This window comes from Streptomyces sp. NPDC059477 (assembly GCF_042749375.1).
In the GTDB taxonomy this organism is placed as follows: domain Bacteria; phylum Actinomycetota; class Actinomycetes; order Streptomycetales; family Streptomycetaceae; genus Streptomyces.
This window is the reverse complement of sequence record NZ_JBHYUG010000144.1, coordinates 1-14,250: the sequence shown is the minus strand read 5'-3', so window position 1 is coordinate 14,250 and position 14,250 is coordinate 1. Positions and strand designations below refer to the sequence as shown.

16 protein-coding genes and 1 pseudogene are annotated in these 14,250 nt (G+C 72.0%); 9 read left to right on the top strand and 8 right to left on the bottom strand.

Going from position 1 to position 14,250, the window contains the following annotated elements:
- Positions 1 to 106: pseudogene (locus ACFXAZ_RS37865) on the top strand (IS5/IS1182 family transposase); the annotation flags it as partial.
- Positions 107 to 346: 240 nt separating this feature from the next.
- Here ACFXAZ_RS37865 and ACFXAZ_RS37860 read toward each other — a convergent pair.
- Positions 347 to 1,546 (bottom strand): esterase-like activity of phytase family protein, encoded by a 1,200-nt coding sequence (locus ACFXAZ_RS37860; RefSeq protein ID WP_384601062.1) that lies wholly within the window; start codon positions 1,544 to 1,546, stop codon positions 347 to 349.
- A 156-nt stretch (positions 1,547 to 1,702) separates the two neighbouring features.
- Here ACFXAZ_RS37860 and ACFXAZ_RS37855 point away from each other — a divergent pair, with 156 nt between their 5' ends.
- Positions 1,703 to 2,617 carry an SGNH/GDSL hydrolase family protein gene (locus ACFXAZ_RS37855; RefSeq protein WP_384601059.1) on the top strand — a complete coding sequence of 305 codons (915 nt, stop codon included), beginning with the start codon at positions 1,703 to 1,705 and terminating at the stop codon, positions 2,615 to 2,617.
- Between the two features lie 263 nt (positions 2,618 to 2,880).
- Here ACFXAZ_RS37855 and ACFXAZ_RS37850 read toward each other — a convergent pair whose 3' ends face one another.
- On the bottom strand, positions 2,881 to 3,363 hold the full coding sequence (locus ACFXAZ_RS37850) for a VOC family protein (protein WP_384601056.1): 483 nt from the start codon (positions 3,361 to 3,363) through the stop codon (positions 2,881 to 2,883).
- A 243-nt stretch (positions 3,364 to 3,606) separates the two neighbouring features.
- On the opposite strand from ACFXAZ_RS37850, the gene ACFXAZ_RS37845 reads away from it, so the two are divergent.
- Together ACFXAZ_RS37845 and ACFXAZ_RS37840 are read left to right on the top strand one after the other, a co-directional pair.
- Complete coding sequence (locus tag ACFXAZ_RS37845) at positions 3,607 to 4,260, top strand: ATP-dependent Clp protease proteolytic subunit (protein ID WP_384601065.1); 654 nt, start codon at positions 3,607 to 3,609, stop codon at positions 4,258 to 4,260.
- A gap of 22 nt (positions 4,261 to 4,282) precedes the next feature.
- Positions 4,283 to 4,885: a ClpP family protease gene (locus ACFXAZ_RS37840; RefSeq protein WP_384601053.1), complete on the top strand. Its 603-nt coding sequence runs from the start codon at positions 4,283 to 4,285 to the stop codon at positions 4,883 to 4,885.
- A 23-nt stretch (positions 4,886 to 4,908) separates the two neighbouring features.
- Here ACFXAZ_RS37840 and ACFXAZ_RS37835 read toward each other — a convergent pair whose 3' ends face one another.
- Complete coding sequence (locus ACFXAZ_RS37835; protein ID WP_384601051.1) at positions 4,909 to 5,412, bottom strand: helix-turn-helix domain-containing protein; 504 nt, start codon at positions 5,410 to 5,412, stop codon at positions 4,909 to 4,911.
- Positions 5,413 to 5,659: 247 nt separating this feature from the next.
- Between ACFXAZ_RS37835 and ACFXAZ_RS37830 the strand changes: the two genes are divergently transcribed.
- Positions 5,660 to 6,547 carry an RNA polymerase sigma factor SigF gene (locus tag ACFXAZ_RS37830; protein ID WP_384601048.1) on the top strand — a complete coding sequence of 296 codons (888 nt, stop codon included), beginning with the start codon at positions 5,660 to 5,662 and terminating at the stop codon, positions 6,545 to 6,547.
- 44 nt (positions 6,548 to 6,591) lie between these two features.
- Here ACFXAZ_RS37830 and ACFXAZ_RS37825 read toward each other — a convergent pair whose 3' ends face one another.
- Entirely contained in the window at positions 6,592 to 7,086 is a 495-nt protein-coding gene (locus ACFXAZ_RS37825; protein WP_384601045.1) for an ATP-binding protein, read from the bottom strand.
- Positions 7,087 to 7,342: 256 nt separating this feature from the next.
- Between ACFXAZ_RS37825 and ACFXAZ_RS37820 the strand changes: the two genes are divergently transcribed.
- On the top strand, positions 7,343 to 8,644 hold the full coding sequence (locus ACFXAZ_RS37820) for a streptophobe family protein (RefSeq protein WP_384601043.1): 1,302 nt from the start codon (positions 7,343 to 7,345) through the stop codon (positions 8,642 to 8,644).
- A gap of 81 nt (positions 8,645 to 8,725) precedes the next feature.
- On the opposite strand, the gene ACFXAZ_RS37815 is transcribed toward ACFXAZ_RS37820, so the two are convergent.
- Positions 8,726 to 9,136 (bottom strand): hypothetical protein, encoded by a 411-nt coding sequence (locus ACFXAZ_RS37815; protein ID WP_384601040.1) that lies wholly within the window; start codon positions 9,134 to 9,136, stop codon positions 8,726 to 8,728.
- Between the two features lie 292 nt (positions 9,137 to 9,428).
- Positions 9,429 to 10,421: an aldo/keto reductase gene (locus ACFXAZ_RS37810; protein WP_384601038.1), complete on the bottom strand. Its 993-nt coding sequence runs from the start codon at positions 10,419 to 10,421 to the stop codon at positions 9,429 to 9,431.
- A 156-nt stretch (positions 10,422 to 10,577) separates the two neighbouring features.
- Between ACFXAZ_RS37810 and ACFXAZ_RS37805 the strand changes: the two genes are divergently transcribed.
- Complete coding sequence (locus tag ACFXAZ_RS37805; RefSeq protein ID WP_384601035.1) at positions 10,578 to 11,465, top strand: LysR family transcriptional regulator; 888 nt, start codon at positions 10,578 to 10,580, stop codon at positions 11,463 to 11,465.
- A 25-nt stretch (positions 11,466 to 11,490) separates the two neighbouring features.
- A complete protein-coding gene (locus tag ACFXAZ_RS37800) occupies positions 11,491 to 12,006 on the top strand; it encodes a DUF664 domain-containing protein (protein ID WP_384601032.1) in 516 nt (171 codons plus the stop codon).
- Here ACFXAZ_RS37800 and ACFXAZ_RS37795 read toward each other — a convergent pair.
- Complete coding sequence (locus tag ACFXAZ_RS37795; RefSeq protein ID WP_384601029.1) at positions 11,970 to 13,058, bottom strand: adenosine deaminase; 1,089 nt, start codon at positions 13,056 to 13,058, stop codon at positions 11,970 to 11,972. The genes ACFXAZ_RS37800 and ACFXAZ_RS37795 overlap by 37 nt on opposite strands.
- Before the next feature lie 120 nt (positions 13,059 to 13,178).
- On the bottom strand, positions 13,179 to 13,580 hold the full coding sequence (locus ACFXAZ_RS37790) for a VOC family protein (RefSeq protein ID WP_384601026.1): 402 nt from the start codon (positions 13,578 to 13,580) through the stop codon (positions 13,179 to 13,181).
- Positions 13,581 to 13,735: 155 nt separating this feature from the next.
- Here ACFXAZ_RS37790 and ACFXAZ_RS37785 point away from each other — a divergent pair, with 155 nt between their 5' ends.
- Positions 13,736 to 14,203, top strand: coding sequence for a pyridoxamine 5'-phosphate oxidase family protein (locus ACFXAZ_RS37785; RefSeq protein WP_384601023.1), 468 nt, complete (start codon positions 13,736 to 13,738; stop codon positions 14,201 to 14,203).
- Positions 14,204 to 14,250: the final 47 nt, after the last annotated feature.

The following is a 14,250-nucleotide window of genomic DNA, read 5'->3' as shown; positions in this document are numbered from 1 at the left end:
CCGGCTCAAGCAGAACAAAGCCCTCGCCACCCGCTACGACAAACGAGCCCACCACTACCAAGCCCTGGTCACCCTCGCCTGCCTGCGACTATGGCTCCCCACCTGACATTGCGGACACGCCCTAGGGCCTGTCGTTCGGATCATCCAGGCGCGTCGCGGGGCCTGGCACGCACATCTGCCGCGTTGTCGTCACTCGCCGACTCCCCCACGCTCGACCGCGCTCGCGTGGGGGCACCCCCATCGCGTCGACTCCCTCCTCCGCCTTGCAGCTGCACGCACCAGGCCCCGCTCGGGCCAGCCGAAAGGCCACCGAGCCTCATCGCCAGGATGATCCAAACGACAGGCCCTAGCGGAAGGCCCGCGGGTCCGCGTTCAGCGGCCGGCTCAGCCGTACGGTGATGAACTCGTTGTTGTCGGCCTTGCCTGCCGTCCGCCCGGACGAGAACGGGAAGTTGTTGTCGTTGAGCACGGCGACCGTCCGGTCGTCCAGCAGCACGACGTCCTCGATGGTCGTGAACGGGAACCGGAACGTCTCGCCGAACCCGCCGACGCCCTTGGGGTTGGCGATGTCCAGCAGATCGGCCACCAGCGTCTTGTCCAGCGCGCCGTCCTTGTCACGGTCGCGGGTGTCCGCGAGGTACAGCCGCTTGAACTTGGCGTCGTCGCCCTGTCCGCCGTCCCGCTCGATGACCAGGAACCGGTTCCGGTCGATGGCGATGGCGTCGCCGATGGCGTTGGCCGGGGATTCGAGGCGGTAGGTGTACTGCTTGCCGGTGTAGGCGCGCTTGCTCAGATCGAACTCACTGAACCGCAGGTCACCCGGCGTGTCGCCGCTGACCGTGCCCTCCAGGAGGGGGTAGAGGTGACGTCCGTCGACGGAGCGGACCAGGCCCTCGAAGCCCTTGCTGCTGCCGAGGGTGGGCTGGGCGCCGCCGAGGTCCGGGTTCTCCGGCGCCTTCACGCCGGGCAGGGCGATCGGGGCGTCCAGCAGCTTGCCGGTGGCGGAGAAGTGCAGCAGGTAGGGGCCGAACTCGTCGCCGATCCAGTACGTGCCGTCGGCGGTCCTGGTGATCGACTCGACGTCGAAGTCGGCGCCGGTGAGGACCCGGTCGGAGCGGGTGAGGGCGAACGGCACCTTGCGGCCCGGGTCGCTGAGGTTGAAGCCGCTCAGCACCTTGACCTTGCCGGTCCTGGTGTCGGGCTGCACGCGGTTCACGCGCAGCAGGTAGTCGGCGCTGTTGGCCTTGTTGCCGTAGCCGTTGTCGGACAGCACGTCGTAGGTGCCGTCGTGGCGGTTCACGATGCCGCTGAAGCCCTGGATGGGCTGGTCCTGGAAGGGCGCGGCGATGCCGTTGAAGGGGCCCGTGCCGATGAGGGCGCCGGAGGGCTCGCTGTTCGGGACGTACGTCTCGGCCGGCAGGGACGCGAATCCGGTGAGGGTGGCCCGGCCGAAGTCGCCGCCCGTGTGCGGGTTTCCGGCGGCGGCGGGGGACGCCAGCGCGACCGTGAGGACGACGGAGCCGAGCATGATCGAAGGTCTTCTCATGGCGCGCACCGTAGGGACACCGAATGACCACGGGCCCAACTCCAGACGACGAGCCCGCACATGCGTGCGGTCCACCGGTATCTGTCCGGCGGGTGACTTCCCCACCGGGCCGCGCTGTGCTTGCCTGGGACCCTTTCGGCGGGGGACGGGGTGTGGATGCGCGGTCAGTGGATGGTGGGTGTGCTGGGCGCGCTGCTGCTGCTCGGCGCCTGCACGGACCCCGAGTCGGGACCGCGGACGGCGCCGCCCACGCCCGACGTACCGAGCACGACCCGCCAGAAACCGGCCCCGTCCGCCTCCCCCGCCCCCAGCACCACCGCTCCCGCTCCCGCTCGGGACATGTCGGTGCTGTATCTCGGCGACTCCCTCGCCATGGAGGACCAGACGGTTCTCGGCCAGGAGCTGCGCGACACCCTGGGCGCGGCCCACACCAGCGCCCCCTACTCCGGCACCACCCTGTGCGACTACCTGGAGGGCACCGGCGACCCGTCCCTCGTACCGGACGCGGACAAGGCGGCGGCGCTGGTGCGCGCGGTGCGGCCGGACGTGGTGGTGCTCCAGTTCTGGGGCAACGCCTGGGGCTACACCCCGTGCATGGACGGGATCACGTACGACGCCTCCCGTGACCGCTACTTCGCACGGTACGCCGCCGACGCGCGCCGGCTGACCGAGCAGATCGCCTCGGCGGGCGGGGACCGGCGGCCCCGGATCGTCTGGGTGCTCCAGGGGCCGGATCCGCTCACCCCCGAGCGCGTCGAGCGGGTCAACGGCATCTACCGGGAGCAGGCCGCCGCCGCGTCGGACGCCCTGGCCGACGCGGGCGGGGTGGTCAGCCCGCCCGGCGCCCGCTACCGGTGGGTCGAGCAGCTGCCCTGCACCGCGTACGAGCGCGCGCACCCCGGCTACTGCACCGACCCGGCGAAGGACCGCACGGCGCTCCACCGCACCGACGACCACCTGCACTTCTGTCTGGCACCCACGACCTCGACACCGAAGCCGTGCCCGGTGCGCTCACCCGGCATCCTGCGGATGGCCCAGGAGATCACCCGGGCGGTGGGCACGGCGGGCTGAGCGTCCCCGACGACCACGCTCGCCGCACCCGCTCGTTCCTCCGTTCGACACGCCCGTCCCGGTGGGCCGGGGTCCGGTCCCGTGGGCGCCACGGGACTGCCCGCCGGCGGGGACGAGGGGGACGCGTCGCTGGTACGGCGGCCGGCCGCCCCAGACCACCGGCTCCCCGGCTCCCGGCTCCCCCGCTCCCTCCGGCACCCCGGCCCTCGACGCGCGCCTCCCCCTCCGCCCTCCCCCGTCCCGAGCCACAAGCCCCCGACCGCTCACTCCCCCGCGAAGGCCCGCTCCAGCTGCGCGATGTCCAGTTTGCCCATCTTCATCATGGCGGCGGTCGCGCGGGCGGATTTCGCGCCGTCCGGGTCGCTGATCATGGCGAGCAGTCGCTCGGGGACGACCTGCCAGGAGACGCCGAACTTGTCCTTGAGCCAGCCGCAGGGGCCGGGCTCGCCGCCGTTCTCGGTGAGCCTGGTCCAGTAGTGGTCGATCTCCTCCTGGTCCGCGCACAGGATCTGGAAGGAGATCGCCTCGGTGAACCTGAACTCCGGGCCGCCGTTGAGCGCGACGAACCGCTGGCCGTTGGCCGTGAAGTCGACCGTCAGCACGGTCCCGGCGGGGAACGGGGCGCCCTCGCCGTAGCGGGTGGAACCGCCGAGGGCGGAGTTCTTGAAGATCGACACATAGTGGTGGGCGGCGTCCTCCGCCTGGCCGTCGAACCAGAGACAGATGATGAATCCGTCGGTGCTCATGATCGCCTTCCTGACTGCCTTCCCGGCATCGGTCACGGTCATCTGTATCGACCGTCCCGCGCCCCGAAACTCATCGCTCCCGGCCGCTCCCGGCCGGCGCTCGGCCGACGGCGAATCTGCTGCGGGCCGATAAATCCCCGGTGCGCCCGCTTCCGCGCCGACAGTGGAGAGCACCAGTGGGGAGCGTGAACGCACCACCGCCTCCCCTCGTCAGATCTGCACGTCAGGAGCGACGCGATGTCCCTGTCCCTGTTCACCGCCCGTCCGGGCCCGGCGGCGCTGCCCCGGGCCGAGGAGGGCGACACCCGGCGCACCCCGTTCGACGACCATCTCGCCGCGCAGCTGCTCGGGCAGCGGATCGTGCTGCTCGGCACGGAGGTCGACGAGGTCTCCGCGAACCGGATCTGCGCCCAGTTGCTGATCCTGTCGGCGGAGGACCCGCACACCGACATCAGCCTGTTCATCCAGAGTCCGGGCGGCTCGGTCCACGCCGGGCTGGCCATCTACGACACCATGCGGCTGATCCCCAACGACGTGGCCACGCTCGCGATGGGCTTCGCGGCCAGCATGGGCCAGTTCCTGCTCAGCGTGGGCACGGCGGGCAAGCGGTTCGCGCTGCCCAACGCGCGGATCATGATGCACCAGCCGTCCGCCGGGATCGGCGGCACGACGGCGGACATCGAGATCCAGGCGGACAACCTGGAGTTCACGAAGCGGACCATGGAGCGGATCACCGCCGAGCACACCGGTCAGAGCCCGGAGACCATCTCCCGCGACGGCGACCGCGACCGCTGGTTCACGGCGGAACAGGCGATCGAGTACGGCATGGTGGACCGGATCGTGGAGTCGTTCGCCGACATCCGCCCGGCCGCCGCACGACGACGGATGGGACTGTGAGATGAGGAGTCAGCGGATCGACATGGGCACTTACACCATCCCCAACGTGGTCGAGAAGACCCCTCACGGCGAACGGTCGTACGACGTGTTCAGCCGGCTGCTGTCGGAGCGGATCATCTTCCTCGGGACGGAGATCGACGACGGCGTGGCCAATGTCGTCATCGCGCAGTTGCTGCATCTGGAGTCGGCTGCGCCCGAGAACGAGATCTCGATCTACATCAACTCCCCTGGTGGTTCCTTCACTTCGCTGATGGCGATCTACGACACCATGACGTTCGTGCAGGCCCCGATCTCGACGTTCTGCGTCGGGCAGGCGGCCTCGACGGCGGCGGTGCTGCTGGCGGGCGGGGACCGGGGGCGGCGGTTCGCGCTGGAGCACGCGCGGGTGCTGCTCGGTCAGCCCGCGTCCGGCGGCCGGCAGGGCACGGTGTCCGATCTGGCGCTCCAGGCCAAGGAAATGGTCCGGATCCGGGCCCAGGTCGAGGAGGTGCTGTCCCTGCACACCGGGCACGACATCGCGACCCTGCGGGCGGACATGGACCGAGACAAGGTGTTCACCGCGCAGGAGGCGGTGGCGTACGGGCTCGCCGACCAGGTGGTGAGCCGGCGTCTCGCTCCGGTGTGACGGACGCCGGTACCGGGGCTGGGTCAGGCGGCCAGCAGCATCCCGTCGTACGAGGAGGTCGGCCGGTGTGTGCTCCGGCCGGCCGTCCGGCTGGTGACCCGGACCAGTTCGCCCTGGGCCAGCGACAGCAGCTCGCCGAGCCCGAGGCCCAGGGCGCGCGCGGCGGCGGCGAGGACCTCGGAGGAGGCTTCCTTGCGCCCCCGCTCGACCTCGGAGAGATACGGCATGGAGATCCGGGCCGCCTCGGCGACATCCTTCAGGGTCCGCTCCTGCGCGAGCCGCTCCCGGCGCAGGACATCGCCGATCAGGTCACGCCACAGGGGTTCCGGGGATGCCGGGCGCCCGGGGGGCACGGGGGCGGCGGCCGGGCGGGCCGGTTCGAGGGAGGTCCGGCGGGCCGGTTCGAGCGGGGCCCGGCGGGCCGGTTCGAGAGCGGTCGGTCGGTCGGACGCGGGGCGGGCGGTCCCCGGGCGCGTGGCGCGGCGCAGGGGGATGACGCGGGCTTCGTTCGGCGCTTGGTTGCTCACCTTCCCAGCGTAGGAGCGCCGGCCGTGCTGGGAAGGGCTCCGGGGTTCGCCCTCGGTGGAATCGGCGGACAGCGAAGATGCCTTCCGGGCGGGCGATCCGTCCATGTCCGTCGCGGACGCGTGAGCGCGGTGTGCGGATCCATGTGCATGGTCCGGTGAACCCTGGGTAGCCGAGCCCTCGTAGACGCACGGTCAGAAGCAGCGACCCGACGACAGAAACCGAACTCCGATGTTCGTGGGAGAGGCAATGAACACCGCCGTGATCAGGTCGAAGGCAAAGGTCGAGCACGACACCGCCGGGACCCGAGCGGGGGAGGGGATACTGCCGGACTCCGTGGATCCACGGACCGTGGCGCCACTGGACGCGCGCGAGCTGTCCCGTCAGCTCTTCCCCCGGCTGGCCGAGCTGGAGGAAGGCACACGCGAGCACCAGTACGTCCGCAACACCCTGATCGAGCTGAACATCTCCCTGGTCCGTTTCGCGGCCGGCCGGTTCCGTGGTCGCGGCGACGACATGGAGGACATCGTCCAGACCGGCATGATCGGGCTGATCAAGGCGATCGACCGGTTCGACCTGTCGCGGGAGGTCGAGTTCACGACGTTCGCGCTGCCGTACATCGTCGGTGAGATCAAGCGGTTCTTCCGGGACACCACCTGGGCGGTGCACGTACCGCGCCGGCTCCAGGAGCTGCGGGTCGAGCTGGCGAAGGCGCGCGAGGAACTCGCCGGTCATCTGGACCGCGAGCCCACGGTGGCGGAGCTGGCCGCGGTCATGGACCTCACCCCGGAACAGGTGGTCGAGGGCCAGCTGGCGTCCAACGGCTACAACTCGTCGTCCCTCGACGCCGCCCTGACCGGCGAGGACCCCGGCAACGGGGAGGCTGTGCTGGCCGACTTCATCGGCGTCGAGGAACACGGCCTGCGGCTGGTCGAGGACGTCCACTCGCTGGCCCCGCTGATGGCCGAACTCGGCGAACGCGACCGGCGGATCCTGCACATGCGGTTCGTGGAGGAGGCCACCCAGGCCGAGATCGGCGACCGGCTCGGCTGCTCGCAGATGCATGTGTCCCGCCTGCTGAAGCGGATCATCGTACGGCTGCGCAAGGGCATGCTGGGAGAGCTGGGCTGCGCCTGAGGACGGCGACGGCGGTACGGGGGGCTGGGCCGGGCATCCGACGCTCAGCCCGCTCCCTGATCGACTCGGTCCCCGGTGTCCCCGGTGTCCCCGCCGACCCTCAGCACCGCCCGTACCCGTTTGCCCACCGGCACCCGTTCGACCGTCACCTCGGCCGTGAGGGCGTGCACGATCTCCATGCCGTGCCGGCCGACGCGTTCGGGGTCGCGCGGGTAGGCGCGCGGGAGGGCCGCGCTGCTGTCGTAGACGTAGACCGTCACCTCGGCGTCGGTGCCCTCCAGTTCGAGGATGTACGGGCCGTTGCTGTGCCGGTCGGCGTTGGTGACGAGTTCGCTGACCACCAGGAGCACCTCGTCCTCGGCGCGGTCACCGATCTCGGCGCACCACTCGGTTCTGAGCTGTTCCAGGAAGTGCCCGGCGAACGCGCGCGCCTCGGCGATGCACCCCGGTTCCCCGGTGTAGTGCGCCGCGCGCCGGAGCGGTTCGACGGGCACGTCGAAACCAGTCGGCATCACTGCCCCGTCCCGGTGCTCGATCATGCGTTTCTCTCTCGGAAGCCGGCGTGGCCGGAGGCTGCTGCACCAGTGCTGGTACCCAGAGCCGGGCCGCGCAGTCCCCATGGGGAGAGCGTTGCAGCGCGGGGAGGGGCGCGGCGGACTCGGCAGCAGTGTAGGCGGACGGCTCGGCGGCGGGCCCCGCGGAGGGGAAATTCCCGGACGGACGCGAACGGACACCGGCAGGCGCGGACGGACCTCCCGGCGGGCGGCCGGTGCGGGGGCTGCTTAGCGTGACAGGATGACCGCCCCCGTCCCTGCCCCCGCCCCGCACCCCGTCGACCCGCACGCCCTCGCCCGGCACGGCTGGTTCGACGCGCTGTTCACCGTGGTGGCCGCGATGCTGGCGATGGGGGTGGTGGCCGCGCTGGGGCTGTGGGCGGCCGGGGCGCTGGACCTGCCCGACGGCGCGTACGCGCGGGTTGTCGCGGCGACGGTGGTGACGGCGGTGGGCGGCACCGTCGAGCTGCGCGGCAGCGCGGGCCCACTGGCGACGACGGACGCGGGTCTGACCGTCGTACCGCTCTCCGTGTCCCTGGCCGGCGCGCTGGTTCTCGCCACCGGCTTCCTGCGCCCGCTGCGCCACCGTGCCGTGGCGAGTACGGCGGAGCTGGCGGGCTGGGCGCTGCGGCTCGCCGTGCTGTGGCTGCTGGCCTTGCTGGGGCTGTCCTTCGCGGCCCGGCAGACCTTCCGGATCACCCTCGGCGAGGGCGCGGCGCGCGACCTGACCGATCTCTTCGGCCTCTCCCCCGAGGTCGGTTTCGCCGCCGACGTCCCGCTCACCCTGCTCCTGGGCGCGCTGTGGCTGGCGGGGGTGCTGATCGTGGCGCTGCTGGTCTCGCGCCGGGCGCCGCTGCCCGGCCCGGCGCTGCGATGGCAGTCGGCGGCGTGTCCGGCGGCGTACGCGATGGTCGGGGTGCTGCTGGTGTGTGTCGCCGTGGGGGTGGTGATCGGGCTGGTGGTGGCCGTGTCGCGGGGGCATGCCGCGGACACCTTCGCGGTGCTGCTGCTGGGCCTGCCGAATCTGGTGTGGCTGGCTTTCACCATCGGGCTGGGGGCCACCTGGCACGGCAGGGTGGACGGCCCGTTCGGACTGCCCATGCCCCGGCTCCTGGATCAGGTGCTGCGCGGCCCCGATGTCTCGACGCTCGATCTGCGCGCGCTGGCGCGGTACGACGGCCGGGTGTGGTGGCTGGTCGCGATCGACGCGGCGCTGCTGCTGGGGGCGGCGTTCGTGATGGCGGCCCGCTCCCCCGCCCGCACCCGGCTGTGGCAGCACGCGCTGCGCATGGCGGTGGCCCTGGTGCTGACGGTCCTGATGATCTGTCTCACCGGCCGGATCACCGCCCACTACGGGCTGTCGGTCCTCGGCATCGGCAGCCTCGGCGGCGATCTGTCCGGCGAACTGTTCCTCCACCCGGACCTCTGGCCGGCCCTCGGCTGGGCGGCCCTGTGGGGCGGGGTCGCGGGCTGCGCCGGTGGCCTGCTGGCGGCGGGGGTACGCCGGCTCGGCGGCCTCGGAGGGGACGCGCCCGCGCCATAGCGCCAGCCGCTCCCCCGAACACCGGACCGACCGCTCAGCCCCACCCCGCCCCACCCCGCCCGTCCGCGGTGCCTTCTCGTGTCAGGCGACCGGCACGACCAGTGGCGGAACCGTGCGCTGCATCCGCAGCGCGTCGACCGACTCGGCCAGCAGTTCGTACTCGGTGGTGTCGTCGCTCGCCGCGATCCGCACCAGCCGCCCCACCGCCAGCTCGTCCGCCACCAGCCCCTGCTGTGCGGCGTCGGCACACCACCGGCGCAGCAGCCGGGGCACGTCCGGGACCCCGGCGGCCACCGGGACCAGGGCGCCCTTGGGGTAGTGCGGGCTCTCGGGGAGCGGGTCGAGCCGCTCGGCTATCCAGGAGGCCCGGTCACGCAGCCACCACAGCGCCAGTGCGAGCGTGGGCGCGCGATAGGTGCCGAGCGGTACGCCGATCCGCCGGCCGTCGCACACTCCGTACGCCGTTACATGGCAAAGGAATTCGTCGTGCACCCTTCCACTCCCCCGCTGATCGCGTGCGGCCTTGCCTCGCTTTCGTGCGGCTCCGGAGCGGTGTACTGCCCCTCACGTTGAGTATGTTCACTCTTGACACACTGTCACCATTACTTTCCGGCCAGTCTGTTGGCATATTTTGCGAGAGTGGTTGGCCGGAATGGTGTGGGTGGGGAGGTGGGGCGCCGGGAGGGCGGAGGGGGGCGCGGTGACCGTGTGCCTGGCGGGGACGCTCTGGGCGTCCCCGGCGAGGCACCACTGACCCGCTCCCCCCTTCCGCCTCCCCCGCCGGTCAGCCCTTGACGACGGCGTCGATCCGGGCCAGTTCCTCCGCGTCGAAGTCCAGGTTGCGGGCCGCGCCCACGCTGTCCTCCAGTTGCTGGGTGCTGCTCGCGCCGATCAGTGCCGAGGTCACCCGGCCGCCGCGCAGCACCCAGGCCAGCGCCAGCTGGGCCAGGGTCTGGCCACGGGAGGCGGCGATGTCGTTCAGGGCGCGCAGCCGCTCCAGCTGCGCGCCGACCGTTTCCGCGGTCAGGAACGGGCTGCCGCCCGCCGCCCGGGAACCGGCCGGGATGCCGCCGTCCAGATAGCGGTCGGTGAGCAGGCCCTGTTCCAGCGGGGAGTAGGCGATGGAGCCGACCTGGAGTTCGTCCAGGGCGTCCAGCAGGCCCTCGTCCTCGGGGCGGCGGTCGAGCATCGAGTAGCGCGGCTGGTGGATCAGCAGCGGGGTGCCCAGCTCGCCCAGGATCCGGGCGGCGTCGCGGGTCTGCTCGGCGGAGTAGTTCGAGACGCCCGCATACAGCGCCTTGCCCTGCTGCACCGCCGTGTGCAGGGCGCCCATCGTCTCCTCCAGCGGAGTCTTCGGGTCGAAGCGGTGCGAGTAGTAGATGTCGACGTACTCGACGCCCATGCGGGCGAGGCTCTGGTCGAGGGAGGACAGCAGGTACTTGCGCGAGCCCCACTCGCCGTACGGGCCGGGCCACATCAGATACCCGGCCTTGGTGGAGATCACCAGCTCGTCCCGGTAGCGGGCGAAGTCCGCGCGCAGGGCGTCGCCGAGCGCCGACTCGGCGGCACCGGCGGGCGGGCCGTAGTTGTTGGCGAGGTCGAAGTGGGTGACGCCGAGGTCGAAGGCGCGGCGCAGGATGGCCCGCTGGGTCTCGGCGGGGCGGTCGGGGCCGAAGTTGTGCCAGAGGCCGAGCGACAGCGCCGGGAGCTTCAGGCCGCTGCGGCCGGTGCGCCGGTAGGGCAGGTCCGCGTAGCGGTCGGGGTGTGCGGTGTACAACGCGACTCCATCAGGGTGGGCACACGGGGATCTCAGGGTCCGGTACGGGTACGGGAGTAGGCCGGTTCCGGTGAACCGGCGTCCACTCTGTCGTGACCGGCGGGCAGCGGTCCAACAGAAGAATCAGATGGAATTGAGCGACTACGCTGCTCAATCATGGAACTGCGTCATCTCCAGCACTTCGTGGCCGTCGCCGAGGACCAGCATTTCACCCGGGCCGCCGAGCGGCTGCTGGTCTCCCAGTCGGGCCTGTCGGCGTCCATCCGCGCCCTGGAGCGCGAGCTGCGGGCGCCGCTGTTCGTCCGCACCACCCGCCGGGTGACGCTCACCCCGGCCGGGCGGGCGCTGCTGGGCGAGGCGGAGCGGATCCTGGCCCAGGTCCGCTCGGCGCACGAGGCGGTCGCGGCGGTGCAGGGCGTGCTGCGCGGCATGCTGGCGCTGGGCTCGGAGCAGTGCATCGCCGGGGTGCATGTGGCGGGGCTGCTGGCGGCGTTCCGCCGGCGCCATCCGGATGTGGAGATCTGTCTGCGCCAGGCGGGCTCGGGCGCGCTGGCCGAGGAGGTGGCGGCCGGACGGCTCGATCTGGCCTTCGTGGTGCAGTCGGCGGCGGACGACCCCGACCGGTTGCGCCGGGTGCCGCTGACCAGCGAGCCGATGACCCTGCTGTGCCATCCCGGGCACCCGCTGGCCCGCGCGGGCGCGGCCGTCACGCCGGAGGAGCTGGGCGGCGAGGTGTTCGTGGACTTCCACCCGGACTGGGGGCCGCGCCGCACCACGGACGCCGCGTTCGCCGCCGCGGGGGTGCGCCGCAAGGTCGCGCTGGAGGTCAACGATGTGCACGGACTGCTCGACATGGTGGGCGAGAATCTCGGCATCGCGGTGGTCCCGAGCCACTTCCGCTTCAAGCGCGAGTCCCTGACCGCGCTGCCGGTGAAGGAGGCGGAGGAGACGGTGTACGAGACGGTCGCGCTGCTGCCGCCCGCCCAGGCCACCACCCCGGCGGCCCGTGCCCTGATGGCGCTGCTGGAGAACGGAGGCGCGTGAGGCGCCCATGCGCGAAGGTGGTGCCATGCATGCCAAGGACATCCTCATCGACGGCTACGGCCGGATCCGGGAAGAGGTCCACGCCGTGGTCGACGGCCTCGGCGCCGAGGAGCTGAACGCCCGGCCGTCCCCCGCCGCCAACTCCGTCGCCTGGCTGATCTGGCACCTCACCCGGGTCCAGGACGACCACATCGCCGACGCGTTCGGCCTGGAGCAGCGCTGGCTCACCGGCGACTGGCCGGACCGCTTCGCGCTCGGCCTGCCGCGCCACGACACGGGGTACGGTCACGGCCCGGCCAAGGTCGCCAAGGTGCGGGTGAGCGACGGCGCCCTGCTCACCGGCTACTACGACGCCGTGCACGCCCAGACCCTGGGCGCGCTGGGCGACCTCGCCGCCAAGGATCTGGACGAGGTCGTGGACACACGCTGGGACCCACCGGTCACCCTCGGGGTGCGGCTGGTCAGCGTCCTGTCCGACGACCTCCAGCACGCCGGGCAGGCGGCCTACGTACGCGGGCTGGTGCGGAGCGCGGCGGCGTAACCCGGCAGCACCACGTCCTCGATCAGCGCCCTCCGCTCGTCGTACGGCAGGAAGGCGCTTTTGACGGCGTTCACGGTGACCGCGCGCAGATCCTCGACGGTCCAGCCGGCGTGCTCCATCAGGAGTGCCATCTCGCGGGTCATGGTCGTACCCGAGACCAGCCGGTTGTCCGTGTTGAGGGTGACCCGGAAGCCCAGGTCCTTCAGGACGGTGATCGGGTGATCGGCGATCGAGGCCGCCGCGCCGGTCTGGAGGTTGGACGTCGGGCACATCTCCAGCGCGATCCGGCGGTCCCGGACCCAGCCGGCGAGCCGGCCGAGCTTGCCGTCCACGATGTCGTCCATGATCCGCACCCCGTGCCCGATCCGCTGCGCGCCGCACACCTGAAGGGCCTGGTGGATGCTGGGCAGGCCGTGTGCCTCCCCGGCGTGGATGGTGAACGGGACGCTCTCGGCGCGCAGGTGCTCGAACGCGGCGAGGTGGTCGGCGGGCGGGAAGCCGTCCTCGGCGCCCGCGATGTCGAAGCCGACGACCCCCGCGTCCCGGAACCCCACCGCCAGATCGGCGATCTCCCGGCTGCGGTCGAACATCCGCATCCCGCACAGCAGCGTGCCGACCCGGACCGGCGTCCCGGCCGCCGCGGCCTTCGCCATCCCGGCCGCGAGCCCCTCCTGGACGGTCTCCACGACCTCCGGCAGGGTCAGCCCGCCCGCCAGCATCAGCTCGGGCGCGTACCGCACCTCCGCGTACACCACCCCGTCCCCGGCGAGGTCCAGCACATACTCCTCGGCGGTGCGCAACAGCCCCTCGCGGCTCTGCATCACGGCCAGGGTGTGCTCGAAGGTGGCGATGTAACGCACCAGATCACCGGAGTTGGCCGCGTCGTAGTACCAGGCGGCGAGCGCCTGCGGGTCGGTGGCGGGCAGGGCGTGCCCGACCCTTTCCGCCAGCTCCACGACGGTGGCGGGACGCAGCCCGCCATCGAGATGATCGTGCAGCACGGCCTTGGGGAGGCGACGGAGGGCGGGGATGTCTACGCGCGTAGTGGTCATGGTGCGGTCTTTCTGGGGCGGGGTATGGACGTACATACGTACGGGATGTGGGGGTGTACGGGATGTGTTGCGCGGTCATGCGGGGAAGGTCCCGGCAGGGGGCTGCCCGCCGGGGCGGGCCTACCCGGCGGCGGGCTGGAGCAGATCCCACCGATTGCCGTACAGATCCTGGAAGACGGCCACCGTGCCGTACGGCTCGTGCCGGGGCGCTTGCTCGAAGGTCACCCCTGCGGCCAGCATCCGGGCGTGATCGCGGGCGAGGTCGTCGGTGTACAGGAAGAACCCGACCCGCCCGCCGGTCTGGTCGCCGATCCGCGCCCGCTGGGCCTCGCCGTCCGCGCGGGCGAGCAGCAGCGCGGTCCCGGCGCCTTCGGTGTCCGGCTCGACGACGACCCAGCGGGAACCGTCACCTCCGGCACGCGGCGAGTCCTCGGCGAGCCGGAAGCCGAGCGCCTCGGTGTAGAAGCGGATGGCCTTGTCGTAGTCGTCCACGACAACGGCGACCAGGGCGACGCGTCGCATCCGGGACCTCCAGGGAGAGCGGTTGACGGGAGAGGTTATACGTAAAACGCACGGGGTGCCAACCGGTTCCCGCCCGCCACCCCCGCTGTCCCCGCCCCGAGTCCTACGTCCCTGGCCGGAGGCGGCGAGGCGGGACCGCCGGATAGCGTCCCGGCATGACGATCACGAAGCCGCCGCGCGACCGTGAGCGGCGCAGGCGGGATGTGCTGGACCGGCTGGAGCGCGAGGAGGACATCTGGGTGGCCTCGGCGGACACCGACGGGGTGCCCTGTCTCGTCGCCCTCTGGTTCGTCTGGCACGAGGAGGCCGTCTGGCTGGCCACCCGCCCCGCCAACCCCACCGGCCGCAATCTCGCCGCGGGGTCGCGAGCCACCCGGCTGGCGTTCGGGGACACCCGGGACGTCGTCCTGATCGACGGGGAGGCGGAGGTGTACACGCGGGAGGAGGTGCCGGCCGGTGCGGCGGAGGCGTTCCTCGCGAAGACGGGGTGGGATCCGCGCGCGGAGCGGGCGACGTACGCGTACTACCGGGTGCGCCCGCGTGCGGTGCAGTCGTGGCACGAGGAGCGGGAGTTGCCGCAGCGGCACATCATGCGGGACGGACGCTGGCTCGGCGGAGCGTGAGGGCACAGGTCTCCGGGGCGCCGACGGGGCCTCCGTCTCCCGACGGC

Excerpts from the sequence above, each read along its gene's own strand:
- ACFXAZ_RS37785 (WP_384601023.1), top strand. The coding sequence starts at position 13,736 with ATGACGATCACGAAGCCGCCGCGCGACCGTGAGCGGCGCAGGCGGGAT.
- ACFXAZ_RS37855 (WP_384601059.1), top strand. The coding sequence starts at position 1,703 with ATGCGCGGTCAGTGGATGGTGGGTGTGCTGGGCGCGCTGCTGCTGCTC.
- ACFXAZ_RS37800 (WP_384601032.1), top strand. The coding sequence starts at position 11,491 with ATGCATGCCAAGGACATCCTCATCGACGGCTACGGCCGGATCCGGGAA.
- ACFXAZ_RS37830 (WP_384601048.1), top strand. The coding sequence starts at position 5,660 with ATGAACACCGCCGTGATCAGGTCGAAGGCAAAGGTCGAGCACGACACC.
- ACFXAZ_RS37805 (WP_384601035.1), top strand. The coding sequence starts at position 10,578 with ATGGAACTGCGTCATCTCCAGCACTTCGTGGCCGTCGCCGAGGACCAG.
- ACFXAZ_RS37820 (WP_384601043.1), top strand. The coding sequence starts at position 7,343 with ATGACCGCCCCCGTCCCTGCCCCCGCCCCGCACCCCGTCGACCCGCAC.
- ACFXAZ_RS37790 (WP_384601026.1), bottom strand. The coding sequence starts at position 13,580 with ATGCGACGCGTCGCCCTGGTCGCCGTTGTCGTGGACGACTACGACAAG.
- ACFXAZ_RS37840 (WP_384601053.1), top strand. The coding sequence starts at position 4,283 with ATGGGCACTTACACCATCCCCAACGTGGTCGAGAAGACCCCTCACGGC.
- ACFXAZ_RS37850 (WP_384601056.1), bottom strand. The coding sequence starts at position 3,363 with ATGAGCACCGACGGATTCATCATCTGTCTCTGGTTCGACGGCCAGGCG.
- ACFXAZ_RS37825 (WP_384601045.1), bottom strand. The coding sequence starts at position 7,086 with ATGATCGAGCACCGGGACGGGGCAGTGATGCCGACTGGTTTCGACGTG.
- ACFXAZ_RS37795 (WP_384601029.1), bottom strand. The coding sequence starts at position 13,058 with ATGACCACTACGCGCGTAGACATCCCCGCCCTCCGTCGCCTCCCCAAG.
- ACFXAZ_RS37860 (WP_384601062.1), bottom strand. The coding sequence starts at position 1,546 with ATGAGAAGACCTTCGATCATGCTCGGCTCCGTCGTCCTCACGGTCGCG.